We start from the raw sequence: 22,262 nt of genomic DNA on the forward strand, positions 1-22,262 counted from the left end.
GAGTGCCACGGATTCCCGGCTTCGGCCGTCACCACCGTCGCCCGCCGCGGATATCCAGCGCCGCCCGCCGCAGTGCTGTCCGCCGCCATTCGCAGCGGTGCTACCCGCCGTCACGCGCCGCAGTGCTACCCGCCGTCCGAGCCCGGCTCGTCGAGCAGCCCGGCGTCGTGGACGAGGAGGGCGATCTGCACCCGGTTGTTGAGGTCCAGCTTGGTCAGAACGCGGGAGACGTGCGTCTTGACCGTCGGAACGCTCATGTGGAGGGACGAGGCGATTTCGGCGTTGGCCAATCCCTGGCCGATGCCGAACGCCACCTCGCTCTCCCGTTCGCCGAGTGCGGCGAGGGCCTTTCTGGCGCGTGCGCGGCGGCTGTCGTGCCCCACCGGGGTGATGTGCTGGATGAGCTGTCGGGTGACCGCAGGTGAGAGTACCGGCTCCCCGGCGGCCACCTTGCGGATGGCGGCCAGGATCTCGGCGGGCGGGGTGTCCTTGAGCAGGAACCCGGCGGCTCCGGCTCGCAGCGCCCGCAGTACGTGGGCATCCGCGTGGAAGGTGGTGAGAACGACAACCTCGGGCGGCTCGTCGCGCGCGCGAAGCTGCTCGGTGGCAGTGAGTCCGTCCATGGCCGGCATCCGGATGTCCATCAGGACCACGTGCGGACGGTGCTCCGCCACCAGCGGGAGCACCTGACTGCCGTCCGCCGCCTCATCCGCGATCTCGATATCGGGACTGCCCTCCAGCATGAGCCGGAGCCCGGCCCGCACCAGGGCGTCGTCGTCCACCAGGAGTACGCGGATGGTCATGCGCATACGGTAGCCAGCCCGCTGCGCGGGGCTTTCTCCCGCCCACCCGTCGCGGCACGGGACCGAGGATGACGGAAGCCAGGGCGCCCGCGCCGGAAGCGTGCGCCCCTCGTGCGCGTGGAAGCGTGGGCTCGCCGTGAGCGTGAGGGAGGGGCGCGGGTGGTACTCATGGCCGCCATGGAGTGGTTCACGCCGTGGTTCTCGGTGCCCGGGTACGAGCTGAGCCGACTGGTGCTCCAGCGCGCCATGGCCGCTGTCTACCTGGTCGCCTTCTTCTCGGCCGCGACGCAGTTCCGTGCGCTGCTCGGCGAACGGGGGCTGGTTCCTGCCACCGCCTTTGTCAGAAGGGTGCCGTTCCGGGCCTCGCCCAGCCTCTTCCACTGGCGCTGTGACGACCGTTTCACCGGCGCCTGCGCCTGGGCTGGTGTCGTGCTGGCAGCCGCCGTGCTGGCGGGAGCAGCGGACGCTGTGCCGCTGTGGGCATCGATGGTGATGTGGGCACTGCTGTGGCTGCTCTACCTCTCGTTCGTCAATGTCGGGCAGATCTTCTACAGTTTCGGCTGGGAGTCGCTGCTCCTGGAGGCCGGCTTCCTCACCATCTTTCTGGGCAACGCGGAGACCGACCCGCCCGTGCTGACGCTGTGGCTGATGCGCTGGCTGCTCTTCCGGGTGGAGTTCGGCGCGGGGCTGATCAAGTGGCGCGGTGACGAGTGCTGGCGCAAACTGACGTGCCTCTACTACCACCATGAGACCCAGCCGATGCCCGGGCCGCTGAGCTGGTTCTTCCACCACCTCCCCAAGCGGATGCACCGGGTGGAGGTGGCCGCGAACCATGTGGCACAGTTGATCGTCCCCTTCGGCTTGTTCTGTCCGCAGCCGGTGGCCACGATCGCGGCAGCCTTGATCATCATCACCCAGCTCTGGCTCGTCATGTCGGGCAACTTCTCCTGGCTGAACTGGCTGACGATCGTTCTCGCCTTTGCCGCTGTCGACACCTCGCCGCTCACCGGCACGCCTGCCTCCGATACGGCTCCGCTGTGGTTCGTCGTCGTGGTGTGCCTGATGACCGCTCTGATCGCCGTGCTCAGCTACTGGCCGGCACGCAATCTGCTCAGCCGGACCCAGCAGATGAACCGGTCCTTCAACGCTCTCCACCTGGTGAACACCTATGGGGCGTTCGGCAGCGTGACCCGTGTCCGGCAGGAGATCGTCATCGAGGGCACCGACGAGGAGGAGATCACGCCGGAGACGGTGTGGCGCGAGTACGAGTTCAAGGGCAAGCCGGGCGGTGTGTACCGGCTGCCCCGCCAGTTCGCGCCCTACCACCTACGGCTCGACTGGCAAATGTGGTTCGCCGCGCTCTCCCCCGCCTACACCCGTGGCTGGTTCGAACCGTTCCTCTCCAAGCTGCTGGAGAACGACCCCGTCACCCTGCGGCTGCTGCATGCCAACCCGTTCCCCCAACAGCCTCCTGCGCATGTCCGGGCACTGCTGTACCGCTACCGCTTCACGACGCGGGAGGAGCGGCGGGAGACCGGCGCATGGTGGCATCGCACCCTTGTGCGCGAGTTCGTCCCGCCGGTTGCCCTCTCCGGACAGCGCGGGGGCCGACGGCCTCGTTGACTGGGGGAACGGCCCGGCTCAGCTCTTCTCGTGGCCGGACTTCCCGCTTCCGGTCGCGACCGCCTGAGCTGCTCGCTCTGGGTGGCAGCTGCCGTACTCTCCGTGTGAGCGGGGCCCGTGTGAGCGGGGGGCGTGGGTGTGGGGGGGGCGTGGGTGTGGGTGTGGGGGGCATGGGTTCCGTGTGGGCGGGCAAGGCACAGCCCGGTGACGCGCGGCGGAAACGGAGCCGCCTCAGTGCGTCGGCACCCGTGCCACCTCGGGCGACGACGACTCCAGCGGCACGGACCAGGACCTCACCAGCCCCAGCTGTGCCGCCTGACGCGGCAGCACCGCGTCCAGCGCCCAGTCGGCCAGCACCCTGACCCGGTTGCCGGGCATCGCGGCCAGGTGGTACGCCCTGGTCACCACGTTCGCGAGCGGCCCCGACAGCGGCACCCGCAAGGGGTTCGCCGCGGCCTTCACCCCGCCGAGATCGACCATGAAGCCCAGGTCGTGATGCTTGTAGGGGCGCGAAGCGCCCTTTCCGAACGAGGCCGCGAGGTTACGCCCCGCTGTCTTCCCCTGCCGGACGGCGTGCTGAGCGGTCATCGGGGTGATCTCCCCGGGGCGGGTCAGATCGGGCACCGCAGCCGCGTCGCCGCAGGCCATGACCTCCGGCCTGCCGGGCACACGCAGGTACTCGTCGACCACGATGCGGCCCTGCTGGGTTTCGAGCCCGAGATCCTTGACGAGCGGGTCGGGCCGTACGCCCACGCACCAGATCAGCGAACGGGTGGGCACGAAGTCGCCGTTGTCCAGTAGCACGCCCTCGCTGGTCGCCTCCTTGACCGACGTCCCGGTCCGCACCTCGACGCCCCTCTTGTCCAGCACCTCGTGTGCGGTTTCCGAGAGGCGCTCGTCCAGCTCGGGCAGGACGCGCGGGGCGATGTCGAGCAGCATCCACCGGGTCCGCCGCTCCTTCCCGTCCCGGGCGCCTGCGGCCTCGTGTCCCTCCCGCTCGTCCGGGGGCTCCTGCCTCCCGTGCTCCTGCCTCCCGTGCTCGTACCAGCTGTGCTGCCGGGCGAGGGATTCCGCGAACATCTGGCCGTGCGCCGCGACCTCCGTTCCCGTATAGCCGGCACCGACGACCACGAAGGTACGGCGTGCGGCAGCTTCCTCCGCGTCCTCGGACGCGGCGGCCAAGGCGATCTGCCGGTTGATGTGATCACGCAGGTAGAGGGCCTCCGGCATGCCCCGGAAGCCGTGCGCGTGCTCGGCCACGCCGGGGATCGGCAGCAGCTTGTTCACGCTTCCGACGGTCAGCAGCAGCCGGTCGTAAGCCAGCTCTCCGGAGCGCCCCTCCGGATCCACGTACTGGAGCCGGCGCTGATCGAAGTCGATGCCGTCGACCTCCCCCAGGACAAGCCGCACGCGAGGCAGCGTCCCCGCCAGCGAGACGGACACCCGCCGCGGCTCCAGCACACCGGAGGCGACCTCGGGCAGCAGAGGCAGGTAGAGGAAGTAGTCGTTGGGATTGACCAGCACGATCTCCACCGCGCCACGGAGCGTGCGCGAGAGAGTACGCGCCGCCTGGTATCCAGCGAATCCAGCTCCGACGATCACAATGCGGGACCGGCTCACAGCCGAGACCTCCTCCCAGGAGCGAGGCCGGAACCAACCGCGGCCCCGGCCGTCTGTCGCAGAACCGCCGGAGTTCCCGCCCACCCCGACACCAAACTCGGAACGGCCCGCATGACTCCCGTACGAGAGGGGGTGCGAGCGAGCACCCCCTGAAGTGCTGTATTGTTCTTTGTGCGCGAGCGGCGAGGGGAAAGCCCCGAGCCGAACGAGCACCGGGACGTGGCGCAGTTTGGTAGCGCACTTGACTGGGGGTCAAGGGGTCGTGGGTTCAAATCCCGCCGTCCCGACTGCGAAGATCGCAGATCGGAAGCCGTTCCAGCGTTTGCTGGGGCGGCTTCTTTCGTACGTGCGTTTACTCCCATGATGGGAGCCCTCTGGGAGCACTCGCGCTCCCACGCTCCCAGACGTCAGCCATGCCCGTTTTCTCCGTCCCACGATCGGGTCGAGGTTGTGCGCGGTACGCCGCTGCTGCGCGCCGTCGTCAACAGTGCGGTACCGCCACGCCCCGGCGGGTGAACGGGTATCCCCGGACAGGGGGCACAAGAGCCCCTTAACCGCACGGGGAGGGCGGGGCCGACCCCTGCGGGCCTTGCAGCTGACACACTCCCCACCCCTTCCCCCCCCCACAGGCGAGGGTCTTTGCCCAGGCCACCGCGACAGTGCTGGTCGCCCCGTGATGCAATCCCGTGCCTGGGTGGGGCGGATGACACCTGAGCATGTGCGCAAGAGCGGGAGCGGCTGTGGGCGCGGTAGAACGCTGTGGCTGCCCTACGACCAGCCGCTGACCACGGCTGCTGCCCAAGCCTCGAACCTGCGGCCCGCAGACGTCAGTCAGCACCCGTCCTACTCCACCTCTTGTCTCGGCGACCGACGCGCCGTCGCCTTCTTCTTCGCTGTGCGCGGCGGTTGGTAGATCTCTTCACGGCCGATGACGCGCAGCGCCTTGTCTCTCCATGCCGGCACGTCCACGCCGTTTTCGTCGCTCGTCCACATCAGCGTGCCGTTCGGGCCGCCGCCCTCGTCAGCAGGGAGGATGCCCTGCTCCGCGTACCACTTCTTCCTTTTCTGCCAGGAAGAGGCGTACCGCGGGTCATGGAGCATGCCGAGGTGTTCCCAGTAAACCGTACGACCGCTGTAGGTGCTGATGGTGAAGTCGGGACGACGGGGCATGGGATCGCTGTCGTCCCTGCTGTGCAGAGGTTGTTCATATACCCATGCGCCGGGGGCGATGTCGTCGAGGATGTCCGCAATGATGACTTCGTTCTTGCTGCGGACCGGCACGCCGCCGGCGCTGATGTGCAGCAGCCGGGAGTCGACCCGGACCGACGGGGCCCCTGCGAGACTGGCGATCTGCCGCGGGGACGGGGGCACCATCAGGTCGGTGAGCCGACGAGCGGTGTCGGAACCAACCGCCCGAGTCAGAAGCAGCAGGTCCTCCAGTGGGCCCTCGTGGCAGAGGACCACCCGCTCGGTCTGCCGAGTGAGGGCGGTGTAGAGCAGCTCGCGGGATAGGCTCTGCACCGCCTCCGGCAGCATCAGGATCACAGTGCCGAACTCACTGCCCTGGCTCTTGTGCACGGTGAGCGCCCAGGCCAGCTCCAACGGCGGGTCCTCGTCGCCGCGGTCGTCCCGGTACGGAAACCACCTGCCGAGCTGGGAGGAGAACTCGACATGAGCCGCGGGCCTGAACTTCATCCGCCCCGACTTGGTCTTCCCGGTGACGACGCCGATCTCGCCGTTCGCCACATACCTCGGCTCCGACTTCCAGACTCCGGGCACCTCGCCCCTGGCCCGCATGTTGCGCGTGTTGACGACCTTGTCCCCCAGAATGATCTGCTCCGCGCCGAGCGGCTTCGGCACCTTCGCACGGTACTGCAGGGACTGCTGGAGAGCCTGACCACGGTGGCGACGCTTGAGGTGCCGGTTGAGCTCGACGGTGCCGTGCGCGCGGCCCCGCACCGGGGACAACACCTGCCACTTCTCGCATTTCTCTGGGGCGGAGCGGAAATCCGGGTAGACCCGGGTGCCGACGGGTTTCTCCATCGCCCCGTACGACTTCGCGAAGCTCAGTCCATTGTCGTCTCCGCTGACCTTGAATTCCTCCTCCAACACGTCATCGAGCACCTGCGCCGCCGACCGGCCGTTCCAGGCGACGGCGCGCAGATGCTGCAGGGCGTCCCCCCGCCGAAGCCGCGCCCAGACCTCGTCGGCCCCTTCCATGAGCTCGTCACCGCTGAACCACCGGGCCAGCAGCAGGTCATCCCGGGCTCCCTCCTCCCGGCGCTGCCGTCGCAGGATGGTGAGCTCGGCCCAGCCGGGTGCGACACGTGGCCACTGCGCGGGATCGCGCTCCGCTCTCGCCCTGCGCTCCAAATCGACGAAGGGGCGGCCCGAACCAATGGGCGGCAACTGGCGCGGGTCTCCGACCAGGATGAGCCGCTGAGGCAAAACCAGCGCGTCCAGCAGCGCCGCGAACATGTCCTCGGTGAGCATGGATGCCTCGTCGACGACGACCGTCCCGTACCGCTGTCTGGTGCCGGGGTCGCCGGTGAGCAGATAGCGCGCGTTCTGTCCGTCGTAGCGCTGCGATCGGCTCAGGAACTGGGCGAGCGTGTATGCCTCGTGTTCTGCTTTCTGCTCCAGTTGGACCCGCGCCTTGCCGGTCGGCGCGAGCAGCAGCAAGCCGTCCGCTGTGATCTCGGGCCGTCGGGCCAACGCCCTGACCAGAGTGGTCTTACCGGTGCCCGCGGGGCCGTTGAGGACAGTGAGCCGCGACTGGTACAGCTCGTGCAGCGCTGCGGCTTTCTCCAAGCGGGCACGCAGTTCAGCCTGTAGGTCCTCGGCCGTTCCCTGGGGTGTCCCGAGCACGGCGTCGAGTGTGACGTTCAGATCGTCCGGCGCCGCATGCTGCGGGGCGCTGCGCAGTCTGCGTACGACAGCACGGATCCATTCCCGGCGTCGAACCGCCGACCGCAGCTTGTATCCGAAGGCTCCGCCGGCGAGTTCGGTCCTGGTCAGCTGAGGCCAGTTCACCTCGTGGTCGTCGTCCAGCGATCCGGGGTCCAGTTCGATCCCCTGCATCACCGACACGGTGACATCCAGCGGCCGTACGACGTTCAGCTCGGCGATCCTGGAGAGGGCGTCATCGACGGTAAGCAGCGTATGGCCCTCATCCTCGGCGTGCCGCAACACAGTGACGAGGGCGGCCTCGACCCGTCTCCGGTCCAAGGATCCGTCCAGGGGCACGGTCACCGGCAGCGGATAGCGTTCGGCGAGCCCCTGGTCGGGAAAGCAGCCCCGGTCGACGGTTTCGAAGAGGATGGGCTCACCGTCGTCGACCGTGCAGTTCACCAAGTCATAGGGGTTGTCCAGCAGCTCCTCGTCGGTGAGCTCGATGCCGGTCTTCCGGTCCAGCACCCGATCGAGCTGGTCCCTGGTCAGATCGAACCGGCTCAGCAGCCGCAGGGCCTGTCGGCGCCCCTCGTCCACGTGTTGCCAGATGCCTCGGCTGGTGCCGGAAACCAGCCGACGGAACTCCGCTGGCTCACCTGCGCCTTCGAGCGCCTGCTGCAGCACTGGCCAGGGGTCTTCTCCCTCCGACACCACGGACGCGAGGGCTCGGGCGGTGAAGACGGGATGTTCGAAGCCGAGGCGTCCGAGCACCGCCGGCAGCCCGGGTGCCGGTCCACGGCGCCGCCATGCCATGCCCAACTGTCGGTCCAGCCACTGCCTTGACCGCTCCGCCACCGAGCAGCCGAGCTCGCTGGCGGCCTGGGCAGCACGTTTCAGCTCCAGTAGGGCGGCTACCGCCACATCGGGCGACACGTGCTCGGTGGCGTAGGAGAACTCCTTGTTTCTCTCGGGAGCCACGGCTAGCGCAACGCTCACATCCCGGCCTTGTGCGGCGAGCCTCTCGAGCTCCTGGACGGGCAGCAGAATCCCACCGGTGCCGTCCGGTCTGAGAGTGTGCCGGATGATCGTCTCCCACATGTGGTTGGGAAAGGCGGTTCTGTCCGACCCGTTCCACTGACCTGGCAGCGTCAGTGAGTCGACACATGCAGCACCCACCAGCATCCGCCGCGGCTGGGCCTCGAAGGGTGAGTGCTTCAGATAGAAGAACACCAAGGACTGCTCGGAGCGCACATTTTCGAAGAAGGCATCGATGACCGCCCGTTGGTTGTCCCCGTGCAGCAGCCAGTTCGGCCGGAAACCGAGCTTGCCAACGGCGAAGTCCTCCGCTCCCGCGGAGAAGCCGAGGATGCGCTGTTCCTCCGCCACCTCGACCGCGTTCTCCCGGTTGAGCCAGTAGAACGGAATGCCGTGAACGGAGAACGGAGAAACGTCCACCAGCGTGTCCGACACCGCTCTGAGGGCGTCCGTATGGCCGTACGGATGCCTCCGCATCAAGACGTGCCGACGTGGGCTGAGGAAACCACCGCGCTCGGCAAGGCAAGCTGGCTCCGCGCCCAGTGCCTCGAACCGCTCGCCCGCATGCGCTGCTTCGAGAGTGTCGTCGCGGTCCTCGCCGACCTTCTTGAGCAGGATGCAGGAGCTGTTGCCCAGCGGGTCCTCGCACACCGTGCCACCCCACCCGCTGTCGTGCCAGGGCACCCGTACCGACAGATGTTGCACATACGCCATGCTCAGGCTCCCCCCAGGATGGTCTACAGCCCAGCCAGACTAGTCTCGTGCACCGACACCGCCGCCCAAGTCCAGATGCACCAGGTCCTCGTGCGCTGAGGCGGCAGATAGTGTCGGCCTATCGGGACCGTCCCGTCTTCGGTCCAACCCACCTCGCCTCACTCCTCACACTCGCACCCCACACCAAATACTCCACGGCTGCATCGCCGAGAGCGCTCCTGTGACGCACCCCAGCGCGTCCCCTCCGCAGCACAACGCGCACTTCAGGTGCGCTTGCGTCCATCTCCGCTGGTCAGCGTGGATGCACCCGAAGTAGGCGCCCCGCAGCACACCTGGGAGTGAATGCGCATCAGCCGTACGGTACGTCCAACCGCTCGCAGGCGAACTGCGCGGCATGCTGCCGCAGCCTGGAGTTGGGCTCGTGCGTAGGTGGCGGCGCTGATACCGGCTCGTACGGCTGCCATGTGGAGCGGCTGCCTGGGCAGTGTCCCCTACAGCTCATCGACTGGCGCACCGATGCGCCTCTGGTTGACCAGCCGGAAGACGCCACTCCCCCACTGTGCGCGCGGCAGCTACTCGACGGAGCCGGCCAGCCGCCGGAAAAGGTGTGGCCGGCCTACAGGTGCGGATGAACAAATGGCGGCCCGGCATCCCGGCGCAGGTCGGCTACCCATGGCGAGACCTTGCCTGCCACGCTTGCCGATTCCGCCGCCTCGACTTCGCGCACCGGGCATGATTTCCGCCATGGGGCGGCAGCGGGTGGGGCGGGGCAAGAAGGGCCGAGGCCGGGTGCCGGGAATCACCTGCGGCGGCCGTGTACGGCGCGGAGCACATCGGCGACGGCCCTCAGGACCGTGGCGCGGTCGCGCGAGGTGGTGCCCTTCATGGCCATGCCGACGATCAGTACGGTCATGGTGGCCACGATCAGCAGGGCGGCCACGGGTACGAGGGCCCAGGCGGTGACGTCCACGGCAGTTCCTCCCTCCGTGCCGCCACGTGTCGAGCGGCACGAGAGCCATATCACCCGCCGGCCCCACCCTGGGTGAAGGCATGCTGGATCCGATGGACAGCGATGCTGAATGCCCAGGCCGGGCAGGTGGCCAGGCCCTGCGCGAGTGGATGCGGCGGATGCGCTGGACTCGGGACGACGAGCAGGGTGATTCGGGGAGGCACAGGTGGGCGGCGGCACGGCGAACCTGAGTGCGGGGCGGCAGGTCCTGCGCGACAAGCTGCGAGAGTTGGAGGCCAAGGCCCTGCAAGGCAGAAGCCGCACAGAAGCGATCGCCAGAGCCAACGACCTGCTGCGGCAGGCCGGGTTTCCGCCGCTCTCGCCCACCCGGGTCGGAGGATGGTTCGAAAAGGGCAGCCCGGCCAAGGACTTCGAGGTGCTGTGGGCGCTGATCCGGGTGCTTCTGGAGTGGTCCGGGCAACCGCCCACCGACGCACTCAGCGGCCCCGACCGCGCGCGGGCCGCAATCAGGTGGACGAACGCCAGGGAGTTGTGGAGGACCCGGTGGGAGCAGGCCAAGGCCCTCCGGCCTGCTCCCACCACGCTGTCCCCGGCAGACGCGTTACCTGTCGACGCATACCTGGGGGCGGTGCGGAACTTCGCCACCCAGCACCCCTACCCAATGAGTCCGGGTAGCCCGTACGGCGCAGGCGACACGCCCGTGCCCGCTCTGGCGGATGTCTACGTACGCCGGCAGACCCGCCCTCTGCCACCGGACGCACTGGACGGCCAAGAAGCTCCACCTCGGATCCGGACCACAGGAGCGGGCCCCGCGGTGCCTGCCGGTGAGATCTTCCGGGCGGACAGCACCCTGTGCGTACTCTTGGCCGGGCCAGGAGGAGGCAAGACCACCCTGTTCCGCGCCCACCTGGCCGACTCTGCCGAGCGCTGGCTGAACCGGTCGGCCGGCAAGGCCGACGCAACGATCCCGGTCCTGGTCAACGCCCGTGACCTCACCGGCTCGTACCCCCTGCCGGTCGCTTTGGCCAAAACCGCAACCTCCCAGCTCAAGAGATTCGGGCTGCTGGACGAGCTGTCGGCCGAGTTCTTCCGGCACCGGCCCCTTCCGGGCGTGTCCTGGCTGGTGCTGGTCGACGGCCTCGACGAGATCCCGGACACCGGCATCCGCGGCACCGTCCTGCGGATGCTGGCCGCTGCCGCCGCGGCCGGCCACAGCCCGTACCGGTTCGTCGTGGCCACCCGCCTGCTGCCCGCGAAGGAACTCGAACCGCCGGCTCCACAGACATCGCGCTTCGAGCTCCAGCCCTTCTCCCGCAGCGACCAACTCGCCTACGCTGCACGGTACTTCCGCTCCCTGGACGACCCCGGCCGCCACGCCCGAACGTTCATGGCCGGGCTCCAGCGCTCCCGCCTGGACGACATGGCACGCACCCCGCTGATGGCCTCCATGCTGTGCCGGCTCCACGCGGCCGCTCCCACCCGCCCCCTGCCCGACGGACGCACCAGCGCCTACCGGTCCTTCGTCGAGCTGATCTACGAGCAGAACGCCCACAAGAACATCAGGGACACCCACGACGAGGCCATCCGGCGCCTGAAGGACCGGCACCAGATCCCCAGGCACAACCAGGCTGCCGAGAAGGCCGCGCAACGCGTGCGCGACCACCTGCCAGAACTGATCGACCACCTCGCCCACGAGAGGATCGGCGGCAACTCCGCCCCTGCCGTCCAGGTCCTGGCATCGCACCTGCACGTCAACCGCCCGGACAAGGTGAACCAGCAGCTCTGGAACTCTTTCCTGGGTGACCTCCTGCGCCCCACCGGCCTGCTGGTCCAGCACATGGACGACTTCGACTTCCTCCACCAGACCCTCCTGGAGTACCACGCGGCCCGCCACGCCACCCGTGACGCGAAAGCCCGTGCCCATGTGCTCCAGGCCGTCTTCCCGGAGTCACCCCCCGGCCACAACTGGAAGCCGCCGGAGCTCGACCCTTCTTATCTGGGGTTCCTCCTCGACGGACTTCTCGGGCCTCAGGACCGCATCGCCGACGCAACCGCCCGACGTCTGGAGGACGTCGCCGCTCGTGGTGGCGAAGGTGCCTGCACGTTCCTCACCACCCAGGTGCGGCTGAGAACCGCCCTCCCTCCCGACCCCACCGCCGCTCAACTGATCCGCTTCGCGGAAGATCCCTCCCTGAGCGCTGTGTTGGAGGCGCAATACGGCAACGTCCGGTTCTCTTCTCCCCGTATGGACGCGGCTTGGGCCCTGGCCCAACTGGATGGGTACCGGGAGGACGGCGCGGCCCGCCTCACCCGCCTCGCCGACGACACCGCCCTGGAGGACACCACCCGGGTCAAGGCAGCCTGGGCTCTGGCCCAGGTGGACGGGTACCGGGAGGACGGTGCGACTCGCCTCACCCGCCTCGCCGACGACACCGCCTGGGAAGTGTTTCACCGCATCGAGGCCGCGAAGGCCCTGGCAGGGATCGACGGGTGCCAGGACGACGCGGTCATGCGGCTCTCTGACTTCGCGGACGACTGCGCCCTGGGCATCTCCAGCCGTTCGAGGGCAGCCCGCATCCTGACTTGGGTGGAAGGACATAGCCACGAAGGCGCTGCCAGGCTCGTCGCATTCGCCGACGACCTCACTCTGGAGGACAGCGACCGCCTGGAGGCGGCCTGGGCCCTGGTCGAAACCGATGGGTACCAGGACATCGGCAATACGCAGCTCCTCCGCTTGGCCGATAGCCTGGACCCGTTGACCCGCATCCGGGCTGCCAGTGCCCTGGCGGAGGCGGATGAGTACCGCGACGAAGCCGCCGCCCGACTCAGCCGCCTCGCTGACAACCGGGCTTTGTACGGGTTCCTCCGCGTGGACGCGGCTGAGGCCCTGGCCCGGGTGGACGGGTACCGGGACAGCGGCATCGCACGGCTCCTCGCATTCGCTGAGGACCCTGAGGTCGACCTCGACCAGCTCGAGCGCGTGGAATTGGCCATGCTCCTGGAGGAATTGGAAGTCGAGTGAAGGCCCAGAAGTGAACTCAATCGCCCACGGGCTACTGGCGCGGAGGAGCTGATCGCTCTTGGGCAGGTCGGCCCCACGGGCCCGTCCAGAGGGTCCCTGAACAGTCACGGCAGTGTGACGGTGGGGACTGTCGATAAGGAGCACTTGACCCACGCCGGGACTCACCACCGGCACGTGCCATCTGTGCAGGGCTCCGTACCGTCCGATACCTCCCTCATGCGAGCACAGGACGGAATTGACGCACGGCTGGGGGTCAAGGGGTCGTGGGTTCAAATCCCGCCGTCCCGACTGCGAAGATCGCAGATCGGAGGCCGTTCCAGCGGGGCCGATGCACGGGGAGTCAGATCCGTCATGGAAGGAGAGCTGACGACGGCCGAGCGTGAAGAGCCGTCTTTACTGCGGAGATTCCCGCCGGGCAGGGCGAAGCGGTTGAGGTGCCGCGAAAGGGCACCGGTCTGCTTCGCGAAGGCGAGCGGCGACGAGTGCGGTGTACGCGTTCATCGAGGCGGAGAAGACCACTGCATCGCTCTCGTGCGTCCACTACTGACAGGGGCCTGCTTCCCCCTTGAACACCTGGCGGGCCGAGAAGACCCGGCGGACCACGCAGGCCAGGCGGGCCGGCGGAGCAGCCGTTGACCAGTTCGGCCACGAGGTGGCGCAGGGCGGTAAGAGAGCCACCTGCTGGACCGCCATGTCGGTGTCCGGGTGCGGGAAGGCCGTGCGGCAGTGAGCCTTCTCCAACCTGACGTTGAGGGAGTGGGCCGGGAGTTCCTTCTCGTTCTGCATGGCCCACCGGTAGAGGTCGGCCAGTTCCTCGAACCGCTGTGTACCCGGTCGCCGAGCCCACGGCCACGCGCCGCTGACATGATGATTCCCCGCCCAATTCTGCAGCTTTTTCTTATACTTGGCGACACGTTTGGTGCGCGGCCCGTGGCCGCGGAAGGGGGCACCGCTGTGATCGAGCTGTCCGAGATGATCCGGAACCTGCGCCGCGAACTGGAGACGGCCATCGCCGCCGCGCCGACGCAGGGACTGCAATTGGAAGTGGGCCCCGTCGAACTGGAGCTCTCGGTGGGCCTGCGGAAGGAGGCCGGAGCGAACGGTAAGGTCACCTTCTGGGTCGTCGAACTCGGGGGTGAGGGCCGGGCGGCCCACGAATCCACCCAGGTGGTGCGACTGACCCTGCAGCCGAAGATGGTCGCCACCGGCCGGGCTCCACATGTCTCCGGACGGGGAAGGCCCGGTGAGTGAGTTCCGGACGGGTGCGGCCAGTGTCCAAGGCGTCGGCCCGAACAGAGTGTTCCGATAGCCCGCATCCCCACATGAGCCGCGTTGCTCTGATCACCGTTCCGGACCCGGACGGGGACCCGTTACCGTGGCGCGGCTCGGGCTACCGGATCAGCAGCGCGCATGTCCTGACCGCAGCGCATGTCCTGCGCGGGCTCGACACCGCCGAGGTGCGGTTCTACACCGCTCGCGGAGCGTGGCGCGACTACCCGGAGTGTGCCGTCGTATGGCAGGCGCCTGAGATCGATCTCGCCGTGGTGGAACTGGGAGAGGCCTACGAGGACCGGGTGCGCGACGATTGGCCCGCGCAGTGGCCGCAGCCAGTGCTGCAGCAGACCGTGGAACCGGTGTCGTTCACGCGTATGCCCGAGGACCCTGGAGAGGTGCCCTACCTGGCGATCGGCTTTCCGAGCTTCAAGTACCGCGGTGACGAGGCGCCGTACGACTCGGAGCAGGTCCGTGGCACGATCCCGGTGGGGGCGAACTTCCCGAGCGGGACGCTTGAGCTGAAGATGGACACCCCGGCTGGAACGTTGTCGGCTGCTGAGGACACCCCGTGGGGCGGGCTGTCGGGTGCCGCGGTCTGCGCCGGGAACGCGATCATCGGCGTGGCTGTCCAGGACCCCTTGGACGAAGGCGGCCACCGGCTTCTGGCCAGATCGGTGGAGAGCTGGTACCGGATCGCGGCCGGACCGCTGGAGCGACTGCGAGCACTCACTGGTCTGCCGGCCCGCCCCCAGGACCTCACCCCCGCCCAGGCTTTACGCGACGGGCTGCCCCCCGACGGCCGGACCGGTACCGCCCCGGCACGCCCGCATGGTGTAGTGCCGCACCGCCAGGTGATGGCGGAGCTGGCGGTCAGCGACCGGTACTTGGTCGACTCACAACTTCCCTTCCACGAACCGCCCGAGGCCTCGCCCTCCCACCCCGGCCGCATCCTTCGCCGGCTCGCCGATGACACGGCCCGCGGTGTCCTGCTCAGCGGGACAGCGGCCACCGGCAAAACTCGGACCTGCCTGGAGGTGGCGGAACGAGCCCACGCCGACAACTGGCAGGTGCTTCACCTGCGGACCGACACCGACGTGGAGATCGGCGACCTGGACGCCGCGCTGGCGGGCCAGCCGTCGGCCCGGGTACTGATCGTCGTCGACTACCTGGACCAGCAGCCCGCGCTGAGCCTGCGCGACCTCGCCCGCTGGGCGGAGCGCACCATGGCCGGCGGACCAGGCGAAGCAGCCGACACGCAGATCAGATTCCTGTTCACCTGCCACCGAAGCGCCCGGGACCGGCTGCGCGGTGAGGACGGTGGACGGCTGTTCACCCACGCCGTGACCATGGACTGGAACGACGCGGCCCACCGCCAGGAAGTGCTGCGCCGGATCTTCACCAAGGTGGCGCCCACGGCGCTGGACAGCCTCGGCAGGGCGGAGTTGACCCGGCGCTGCGGCGAGCAGCCCATGGTGGCACTGCTGCTGGCCGCGCAGGCGGAGTCCCAGGTACGGGCCGGCCGCCCGGTCGCCGAACTGGACACCTCGGCACCCTCCGCACTGACCGGATATCTGATGCGGCGGCTGGAGCAGGAACGCGTGCTGCAGCCCGGCACCTGCGCACGCGGTGAGCACGCCGGGCTGCTCGGGTACGCGGCAGCCGTGGCCGCCGCCCCCGCCTCGTACGACGACCTGGCGGCCACTGTCGCCCGCACCCTGCGCCTTCCCTCCGGCGAGCTGGACGAGGCGGTCGGCACGACCGTGGTCGACACTCTGAGCGGACTGGGCTGGCTGCGTTCCTACGGCGACACTGTGCACACCGTGCACGACGTCGTGGCCGACGAGATACTGCGCACCGCGCTCTTTCCCGGCCAGGGCTACTCCCTCGACCGGACAGCGCTCGGCACCCTGCTGAGGGCGCACGCCTCGGTGGCCGATCCGGCCGGGGCGCCAGGCATGGCGCCCGGAGGGCTCGGCGGGTTGCACCGGCTGGCGCGGGGCGTAGCACGGCTGTACGCCGACGCACCGCCAGAGCACCAGGACCAGCTCACCCGGTTCTGCCGCGCCTGGATGCGGGAGAACGCCACGGAGCTGAGCTCCCGGCTTCCCACCGAACGCCAAGGGGTCCGGCTGCTGGTCGGCATGCTGGTCGCACCACCGTGGCGCACGGCGGCGGCCGAGAGCTGGGCGGCTCTGCGTACGGCCTGGACCGTCCCACGGGCAGTGGCCGGCGAGGAGATGACCGGCGGGGCAGTGACCGGCGCTGAAGGCGGTCCACAGGGTGTCGCGCTGCTCGCCGTCCTGCTCACCCAGGTGCCGGCGGACCACGCGCAGTTCCTGATCTCTGACGGCATCGGGTTGCTCACCACCACCGCCGAGGAGACCTCCGGCACCCCCGGTGCACCCTCACAGACATCTCAGGCACGTCATGTCCCTGTGCTCCGCGCCCTGCTCAACCGCACCGACCTCGACCCGGAGCAGCTCGCCGTGGTCGCCGACGCCGGACTGGAGTGGACCGACTCCGGGGAAGGAAGGGCGCCCGGCGCGAAAGGCGTATTGCATGCCCTGCTGGCCCAGCCGGATCTCGACCCCGCGCGCGCCCGCAGAGCAGTGGGTCGCGCGATGCGATCGCACCGGCGTCGGCCGGGCGCCCTCGCCTCAGGCGACCTGTTGCGACTGGTGCTCGCCCGTACGGACCTGGCGCCCGCCACCCGTCGGGAGGCCGTGGAACGCGCATTGACGTGGCTGGGCCGGCGGGGTGAGCGCTCGGACGGGGACAGCACCGTTCCACGGCTGCTGTCCGTCCTGCTCACCCGCTCCGACCTGAGTGCCGACCAGCAAGCCCGGCTCGGCAAGCGCACCCTGGAGTGGCTCAACGGAAACGCGGATGAGGAGCACGCCTCCTTCGTACTGCAACGCTGGCTGGCCCGGCACCCGGAAGCCGGCACGGACGCCGCCGAAGCCCTCACGCTGACCGTCCGGTGGGTGGGCCTGCACGGCAATCTCCCCCGCGCCCCCTACCTGCTGCTCGACGCGCTGAACCGGCCCGAAGCCACCCCACATCAGCAGCGGTCCCTGATCGAGGCGGCCCTGGACTGGCTCGGCAGCCGGGACCCAGACGCCGCCCTACCGGCGAACTCCGACCGCCTGTTGCGGGCCGTGCTGCTGCGCCCCGACCTGGACGACGACCTCGACCGGCGCGTCATCGACCAGGCCATGGAATGGCTCGAACGGCACCACCGCGCACGCAGCGCCGCATACCCCATGCAAGCCCTCCTGGAACGGGGTGACCTGACCAACCAGCAGCTACAGCAGACAATGCGCTGGGCCGAGCGCTGGCTGGACCTGCACCCGATGCAGCCACCCGCCCAATACGTACTCTCCGCGCTGCTGACCCGCTACCGGCCGACGGCCACGGAGGGGGGCGGCACCGACGAGTGCAACGGCGACAGCACCCCGTACCGCAGGACACTCCAGCGCCTGATCGACTGGCTGGAACACCAGGACAACCCGCACAGCCAGCAGCAGACCGGCTATGCCCTGATCGCCCTCGCCGGGTCCCACCCTTTCAGGCCCGACGATTTCCCCCGGATCCGGCCGCACGCACTGCGCTGGCTGGAGCAGCACCACGACAAAGCGCTCGCCTTCGGAGCGGTCGCCGTCCTTCTGCGCGACCCAGGTCTGTCACCCGAGCAGGAAAAACACGCGCTCCGATCCGCCACACACTGGCTGGCGACGCACGCGCGAGAGCAGCGTGCGGGCATGATCCTCAGTCGGCTGCTGCCGTGCACCGCCCATCAGCCGTCCGAGATCCGACTGCCCGCCATCGGATACGCCCTGGACTGGCTTGAGCGATACCACCCGATGCCGGGCGCCGGGTGGGTACTGGAGGCCCTGGCACTGCAGCCCGTCCTGCCCGGCCGTCAGAGCACCGATATGGTGCGTTACACCGTGGCCTGGCTGAAGGCCAACGCCCGAGCCTCCTCCGCCTGGTACGTGCTCGCGTCGGTGCTGTCACGCGAGGACCTGCCCCGTGCCGAGGCACCGGCGCTGGCCGCCGCGGTCCTGGCCCGGCTGCGGTCGCTGCCCGAAGCGGCCTCGGCCACCGACGGCATCCTCACCTCGGTGCTCCACCAACTGCTCTTCCTGCACCGCCGGCACCGCTTGGAGGACACCGGGCAGGCCCGCGCGTTCGTACGCGAACGCATCGCCCAGGCGCCACCGCGCCCCTCCACCGCATCGATACTGAACGAACTGCTCCGTCCGCCCTTCGCCCCCGGTGAGGTGACGCTCGTGCGCGAACAGGCGGACCGCTGGCTCGCCGCGTACGAGCACGACCCCGAGGCGGGCCGGGTACTCAGCCAGCTACTGAGACTGGATCCGCCAGAGGCAGCCACACGCAAGGCAGAGCTGGCGATGGCATGCCGCTGGCTGGACCAACACCACCTGACCACGAACGCCAACCACGTACTGCAGGCCGTACTGGCCCAGCCGGGGCTGCACTCAGCCGTCGTCGGGACGGTGGTGGACCAGTCCCTCGCCTGGCTGGAGGCCTACCCCGACACACCGCAGTCCATCTACCTGCTGCGCGACCTGTTCGCCCGGTCGGACCTGCGCCGCTCCTCGGCACACCGGGCGGTGGACTACACACTGGACTGGCTGGACCGCCGCCTGCGCCCAACCCCTCCCCGTCCCCGACCGCGGACGCGGGCACGGCAGCGGCAGCAGCCGCGCGGGCGGCCCGACGGGGTCTGGTCGGTCGCGTTCACCGTGCTCCGCGCCGTCTTCCTCACCAAGGACGCCGACTTCCCGCAGATCGCCAGGGCCGAAGAACTGGCCGGCATCTGGCTGGACCGGTACGGCGGAGAGGACAACGCAGGCTTTCTGATCCGCGACGTACTGCAGCGCACCCAGCACAACTCCGCCGCACTGACCCGCACCGTCCCCATCGCGCTGCGCTGGCTGCGCCTGCACAGACACAGCATGCGGGCACCGCACGTCCTGTGCCCACTGCTGTTCCGCAAGGATGTGGACGACGACGCGGCGCAAACGGCCGTGGAGGCCGCGCTCGTCTGGCTCGACCGGCACACCACCGACCCGGCCGCCTACCAGGTGCTGGAACAACTGCTCAGACACCGCAGGCTGGGCTCCGAACAGGCCACCCGGGCGCTTGCGTACGCCGACCAGTGGCTGACCGCTCACTCGCACTCCAAAGAAGCCCCCGGCCTGCTGAGCGCCGTCGTCAGCTGCCCCCACCCGGCCGCTCAGACCAGCGCAGCCAAGGCCAGGAAGCAACTGCTCTGCTGGCTGGAGGGGAACGCCGGCAGACAGGAGGCACACCTCGCACTCCGCAGCCTGCTCGCCGACCCCGGCCTCGACGACGCACTGCGGGCCCGCATCACCACCTACGCGACCACCTGGATCCGCATCCACCCCCAGCGCAACGGCGCCCCCCACCTCTGGCACGCCCTCTTGACCCAGAACCCCGCCCCCAACGGCGATCCCGAGCTGATCACCAGCGCGGTCCAGTGGTGCGGCCGCTTCCGCACAAAACTCCCCACCGCGGCCGCCCTGCAAGCACTCCTCACCAGACCCGACCTGCGCGGCGACGAACTCCAGCGCGCCGTCGGCTACGCAAGGGACTGGCTGGCCCAGCACCACCTGGCCGGACGCGCCCTGTTCGTCCTGCACGCCCTGATGCCCCGCCCCGAACTCGACGAGGAGACGCAACACAAACTGCTCGACCACACCGAACAGTGGCTGACCAACCGCCACCCCGCCCGCGCCACCCAACTCACCACAACCCGCACAGCGCCGGCCCCCGAACGCATCGCCCTGGCCACGACACTCCTCACGGAGTCCATCAGCTCCAAGTGAGCAGGCGCGCGCAGGTGAGAAGCGGGGCTTCCCGCCCTGACGACTTCTGCCAGGATGCCTTGTGCGCGGCGCGCTGAGCGTAGTGAAAGCCGATGGAACGACCGGGACCCGCTCCCTGATCCCAGGTCATCCGTCGCGGGATCACCGGCAGGTGGTGAACGGGTGCTTCTCTGCTCTTGGCACGCAGAGCTAACGCGCTGGGCGTGCTGCTCTGGAAGAGTGGGCAACCTCCACAAGGTCAACGAGCGAGGTGGTTCCCTTGAAGCCAGGTAAAGCCTCTCGACTGCGGCGGCCACCCTCGCGCTCGGCACAGGTCTTGTCGTCACAGGCCCGGCCACCGAGGCACAAGCGGTCTCGGCTATCTGCGCACAGACATCGGGGAATCGCGCCGGGGTGTGCTTCTACTCGGGAGCCCCGGAGAAGATCACGCTCTGGGACAATGCGTGCGACGGCCACCGCGTGTACGCCGACTACGTTGTCCAAACCCGCGCCCAGTGGAAGCCCGCGACCAAATGCAAGCACCACTACACGGGGAACCTTCCCAACGATTACCCTCCGGGGGTCAGCGTCAAGGTGAGGGTGTGCATCGAGGACTGGGGGCCGAACACCTGCTCACGCTGGGCCTATGGTCGAACCTCCTGACCCTCTGAAGATTCCCGCTCAACACGTTGGACCGTGATGAGCGGATTCTCCCGCGCCGCAGTGGCCCTTACCCACTCGCCCACACGCAAGGGGCCGCTCCGCGCATCCGCGCGCCTCGGGGCCGCCGGCCATGACCGAGCAGTCGGCCCTGGCAGACCGCTGCCGCACCGACGCTCTCGGGCAGCGGGACGACGGACCAGGAGCGAGCGGCCGTAGCCGCTCGCTCGGGCACTGCCGTCTGCTGCGAGCCGAGCCGACAGTGTTCGGGCCTGTGGCCTTCAACCCGACGGTCTCCTGCCTGATCAGTAGACTGGCCGGGGGCGGCGACTGAGGCTTGTTCAATCGCAATCCCTGCGGATGATTCGTGGGAACGATTCTGGTCATTGCGGTTGTCGCCGCGCAGTCGTGGATGAAGCCAGCGCTCTCGGCTGACGCACACCCACCGCCCGGCGAAGTTCCTCTTCTCGTAAACGCAGCGCCGCGATCGGAGCTGTTGCGGTGAGGAGCCTGGTCAGGAGCACTTGACTCATGGCGGCGCTCACCACGGCGCGAAACAACCGCGCGGGGCATCGTACGGCCCGGTACCTCTCCGTACGAGCCGCAGGACGACAGTGCCGCGCGGCTGGGGGTCAAGGGGTCGTGGGTTCAAATCCCGCCGTCCCGACTGCGAAGATCGCAGATCGGAAGCCGTTCCAGCGTTTGCTGGGGCGGCTTCTTTCGTACGTGCGTTTACTCCCATGATGGGAGCCCTCTGGGAGCACTCGCGCTCCCACGCTCCCAGACGTCAGCCATGCCCGTTTTCTCCGTCGCACGATCGGGTCGAGGTTGTGCGCGGTACGCCGCTGCTGCACGTCGTCGTCAACAGTGCGGCATCGCCACGCCCCGGCGGGTGAACGGGTATTCCCGGACAGGGGGGCACAAGAGCCCCTTGACCGCATACGAGGGCGGAGCCTGCCGCTACGGCCCCGGCTGACACGCTCCCCGCCCCTTCCTCGCACAAGGGAGGGTCCTTGCCCAGGCCAGCGCGGCAGTGCCGGTCACCCCGTGACGCAATCCCAAGCCCGGGGCGGGCGGATGACACTTGAGCACAGGGGAACGTACCCGCGAGAGCGGGAGCGGCTGTGGGGCGTGGTAGCACGCTGCAGGGGGCCGTTCCAGCGGGGTCGATGCGCGGGGAGTCAGATCCGTCACGGGACGGAGGACTGACGACGGCCGAGTGTGAAGGGCTGCCCCTGCTGCGGAGGTTGGCCCGCTGGGCAGGGCGAAGCGGTTGAGGCGCTGCGAAGGGGGGCGCCGGTCCTCTTCACGAAGGAGAGCAACCGATGAGCGCGGTGTACGCGTTCATCGAGGCGGAGAAGACCACTGCATCGCTCTCGTGCGTCAACTACTAAAAGGAGTCGGCCCGCTCCCCCCTCCAACACCTGGCGGGCCGATAAGACACGGCGGACCACACAGGCCAAGCAGGTCGGCGGAGCTGCTCGAGGTCAGGGCCACGCGTATCAGCCCGGCCGATTTCCAGGTCAAGCTGGCCGCCAGCTATCTCGCCAACACCGACAAGGGCCGCAACAGCCTGCTGCTGGGCGCGGACGCGCTGCTGGACGATCTCGTGTACCCGACGCGGGCCCCGGTGTTTGAGGCCGCTCTGCAAAAGGTGGGCCGCCACCTGGGATTTGATTCGCAGCGCCCCGAGCGCACCCTTGGCAACGGCCCCGACGTGTTATGAGCACTGGGGCACCTGCGCTACCTCGTACTCGAAGCCAAGTCCGAGGCGACCGCCGAAAAGGTCTAGC

General features: G+C 69.0%; 11 protein-coding genes and 1 tRNA gene. 7 read left to right on the forward strand and 5 right to left on the reverse strand.

The features are described from left to right. Window positions 1-125 precede the first annotated feature (125 nt). Window positions 126-803, reverse strand: coding sequence for a response regulator transcription factor (locus JW592_RS29910; RefSeq protein WP_209268388.1), 678 nt, complete (start codon window positions 801-803; stop codon window positions 126-128). 168 nt (window positions 804-971) lie between these two features. Here JW592_RS29910 and JW592_RS29915 point away from each other — a divergent pair, with 168 nt between their 5' ends. Continuing rightward, entirely contained in the window at window positions 972-2,426 is a 1,455-nt protein-coding gene (locus JW592_RS29915; protein ID WP_209268389.1) for a lipase maturation factor family protein, read from the forward strand. Between the two features lie 231 nt (window positions 2,427-2,657). Here JW592_RS29915 and JW592_RS29920 read toward each other — a convergent pair whose 3' ends face one another. Beyond that, window positions 2,658-4,046: an NAD(P)/FAD-dependent oxidoreductase gene (locus tag JW592_RS29920; RefSeq protein WP_307805596.1), complete on the reverse strand. Its 1,389-nt coding sequence runs from the start codon at window positions 4,044-4,046 to the stop codon at window positions 2,658-2,660. 213 nt (window positions 4,047-4,259) lie between these two features. Here JW592_RS29920 and JW592_RS29925 point away from each other — a divergent pair. Further along, window positions 4,260-4,333: transfer RNA gene (locus tag JW592_RS29925), tRNA-Pro, on the forward strand. A gap of 556 nt (window positions 4,334-4,889) precedes the next feature. Here the strand turns inward: JW592_RS29925 and JW592_RS29930 are convergent. Beyond that, window positions 4,890-8,687, reverse strand: a complete 3,798-nt coding sequence (locus tag JW592_RS29930; RefSeq protein ID WP_209268390.1) for an AAA family ATPase — start codon at window positions 8,685-8,687, stop codon at window positions 4,890-4,892. 799 nt (window positions 8,688-9,486) lie between these two features. Continuing rightward, window positions 9,487-9,657, reverse strand: a complete 171-nt coding sequence (locus tag JW592_RS29935) for a hypothetical protein (protein WP_180289831.1) — start codon at window positions 9,655-9,657, stop codon at window positions 9,487-9,489. 205 nt (window positions 9,658-9,862) lie between these two features. On the opposite strand from JW592_RS29935, the gene JW592_RS29940 reads away from it, so the two are divergent. Further along, window positions 9,863-12,679, forward strand: a complete 2,817-nt coding sequence (locus JW592_RS29940) for an NACHT domain-containing protein (protein ID WP_209268391.1) — start codon at window positions 9,863-9,865, stop codon at window positions 12,677-12,679. 540 nt (window positions 12,680-13,219) lie between these two features. Here the strand turns inward: JW592_RS29940 and JW592_RS29945 are convergent. Beyond that, the gene (locus tag JW592_RS29945) at window positions 13,220-13,465 is read right to left on the reverse strand and encodes a hypothetical protein (protein ID WP_209268392.1); all 246 of its coding nucleotides are present in this window, start codon (window positions 13,463-13,465) and stop codon (window positions 13,220-13,222) included. 168 nt (window positions 13,466-13,633) lie between these two features. Between JW592_RS29945 and JW592_RS29950 the strand changes: the two genes are divergently transcribed. From JW592_RS29950 to JW592_RS29965, 4 genes are all read left to right on the forward strand, one after another. Continuing rightward, complete coding sequence (locus JW592_RS29950; RefSeq protein WP_209268393.1) at window positions 13,634-13,930, forward strand: trypco2 family protein; 297 nt, start codon at window positions 13,634-13,636, stop codon at window positions 13,928-13,930. A gap of 71 nt (window positions 13,931-14,001) precedes the next feature. After that, a complete protein-coding gene (locus tag JW592_RS29955; protein WP_209268394.1) occupies window positions 14,002-19,830 on the forward strand; it encodes a serine protease in 5,829 nt (1,942 codons plus the stop codon). Window positions 19,831-20,602: 772 nt separating this feature from the next. Continuing rightward, a complete protein-coding gene (locus JW592_RS29960; protein ID WP_209268401.1) occupies window positions 20,603-20,803 on the forward strand; it encodes a hypothetical protein in 201 nt (66 codons plus the stop codon). A gap of 1,044 nt (window positions 20,804-21,847) precedes the next feature. Continuing rightward, window positions 21,848-22,195 carry a hypothetical protein gene (locus tag JW592_RS29965; RefSeq protein ID WP_209268395.1) on the forward strand — a complete coding sequence of 116 codons (348 nt, stop codon included), beginning with the start codon at window positions 21,848-21,850 and terminating at the stop codon, window positions 22,193-22,195. Window positions 22,196-22,262: the final 67 nt, after the last annotated feature.

The organism is Streptomyces spirodelae (assembly GCF_017676385.1).
GTDB lineage: Bacteria > Actinomycetota > Actinomycetes > Streptomycetales > Streptomycetaceae > Streptomyces > Streptomyces spirodelae.

What these genes read in the sequence shown, in the direction of transcription:
- JW592_RS29955 (WP_209268394.1), top strand. Translation starts at nt 14,002, where the DNA reads ATGAGCCGCGTTGCTCTGATCACCGTTCCGGACCCGGACGGGGACCCG.
- JW592_RS29960 (WP_209268401.1), top strand. Translation starts at nt 20,603, where the DNA reads ATGACCGAGCAGTCGGCCCTGGCAGACCGCTGCCGCACCGACGCTCTC.
- JW592_RS29910 (WP_209268388.1), bottom strand. Translation starts at nt 803, where the DNA reads ATGACCATCCGCGTACTCCTGGTGGACGACGACGCCCTGGTGCGGGCC.
- JW592_RS29930 (WP_209268390.1), bottom strand. Translation starts at nt 8,687, where the DNA reads ATGGCGTATGTGCAACATCTGTCGGTACGGGTGCCCTGGCACGACAGC.
- JW592_RS29915 (WP_209268389.1), top strand. Translation starts at nt 972, where the DNA reads ATGGCCGCCATGGAGTGGTTCACGCCGTGGTTCTCGGTGCCCGGGTAC.
- JW592_RS29945 (WP_209268392.1), bottom strand. Translation starts at nt 13,465, where the DNA reads ATGCAGAACGAGAAGGAACTCCCGGCCCACTCCCTCAACGTCAGGTTG.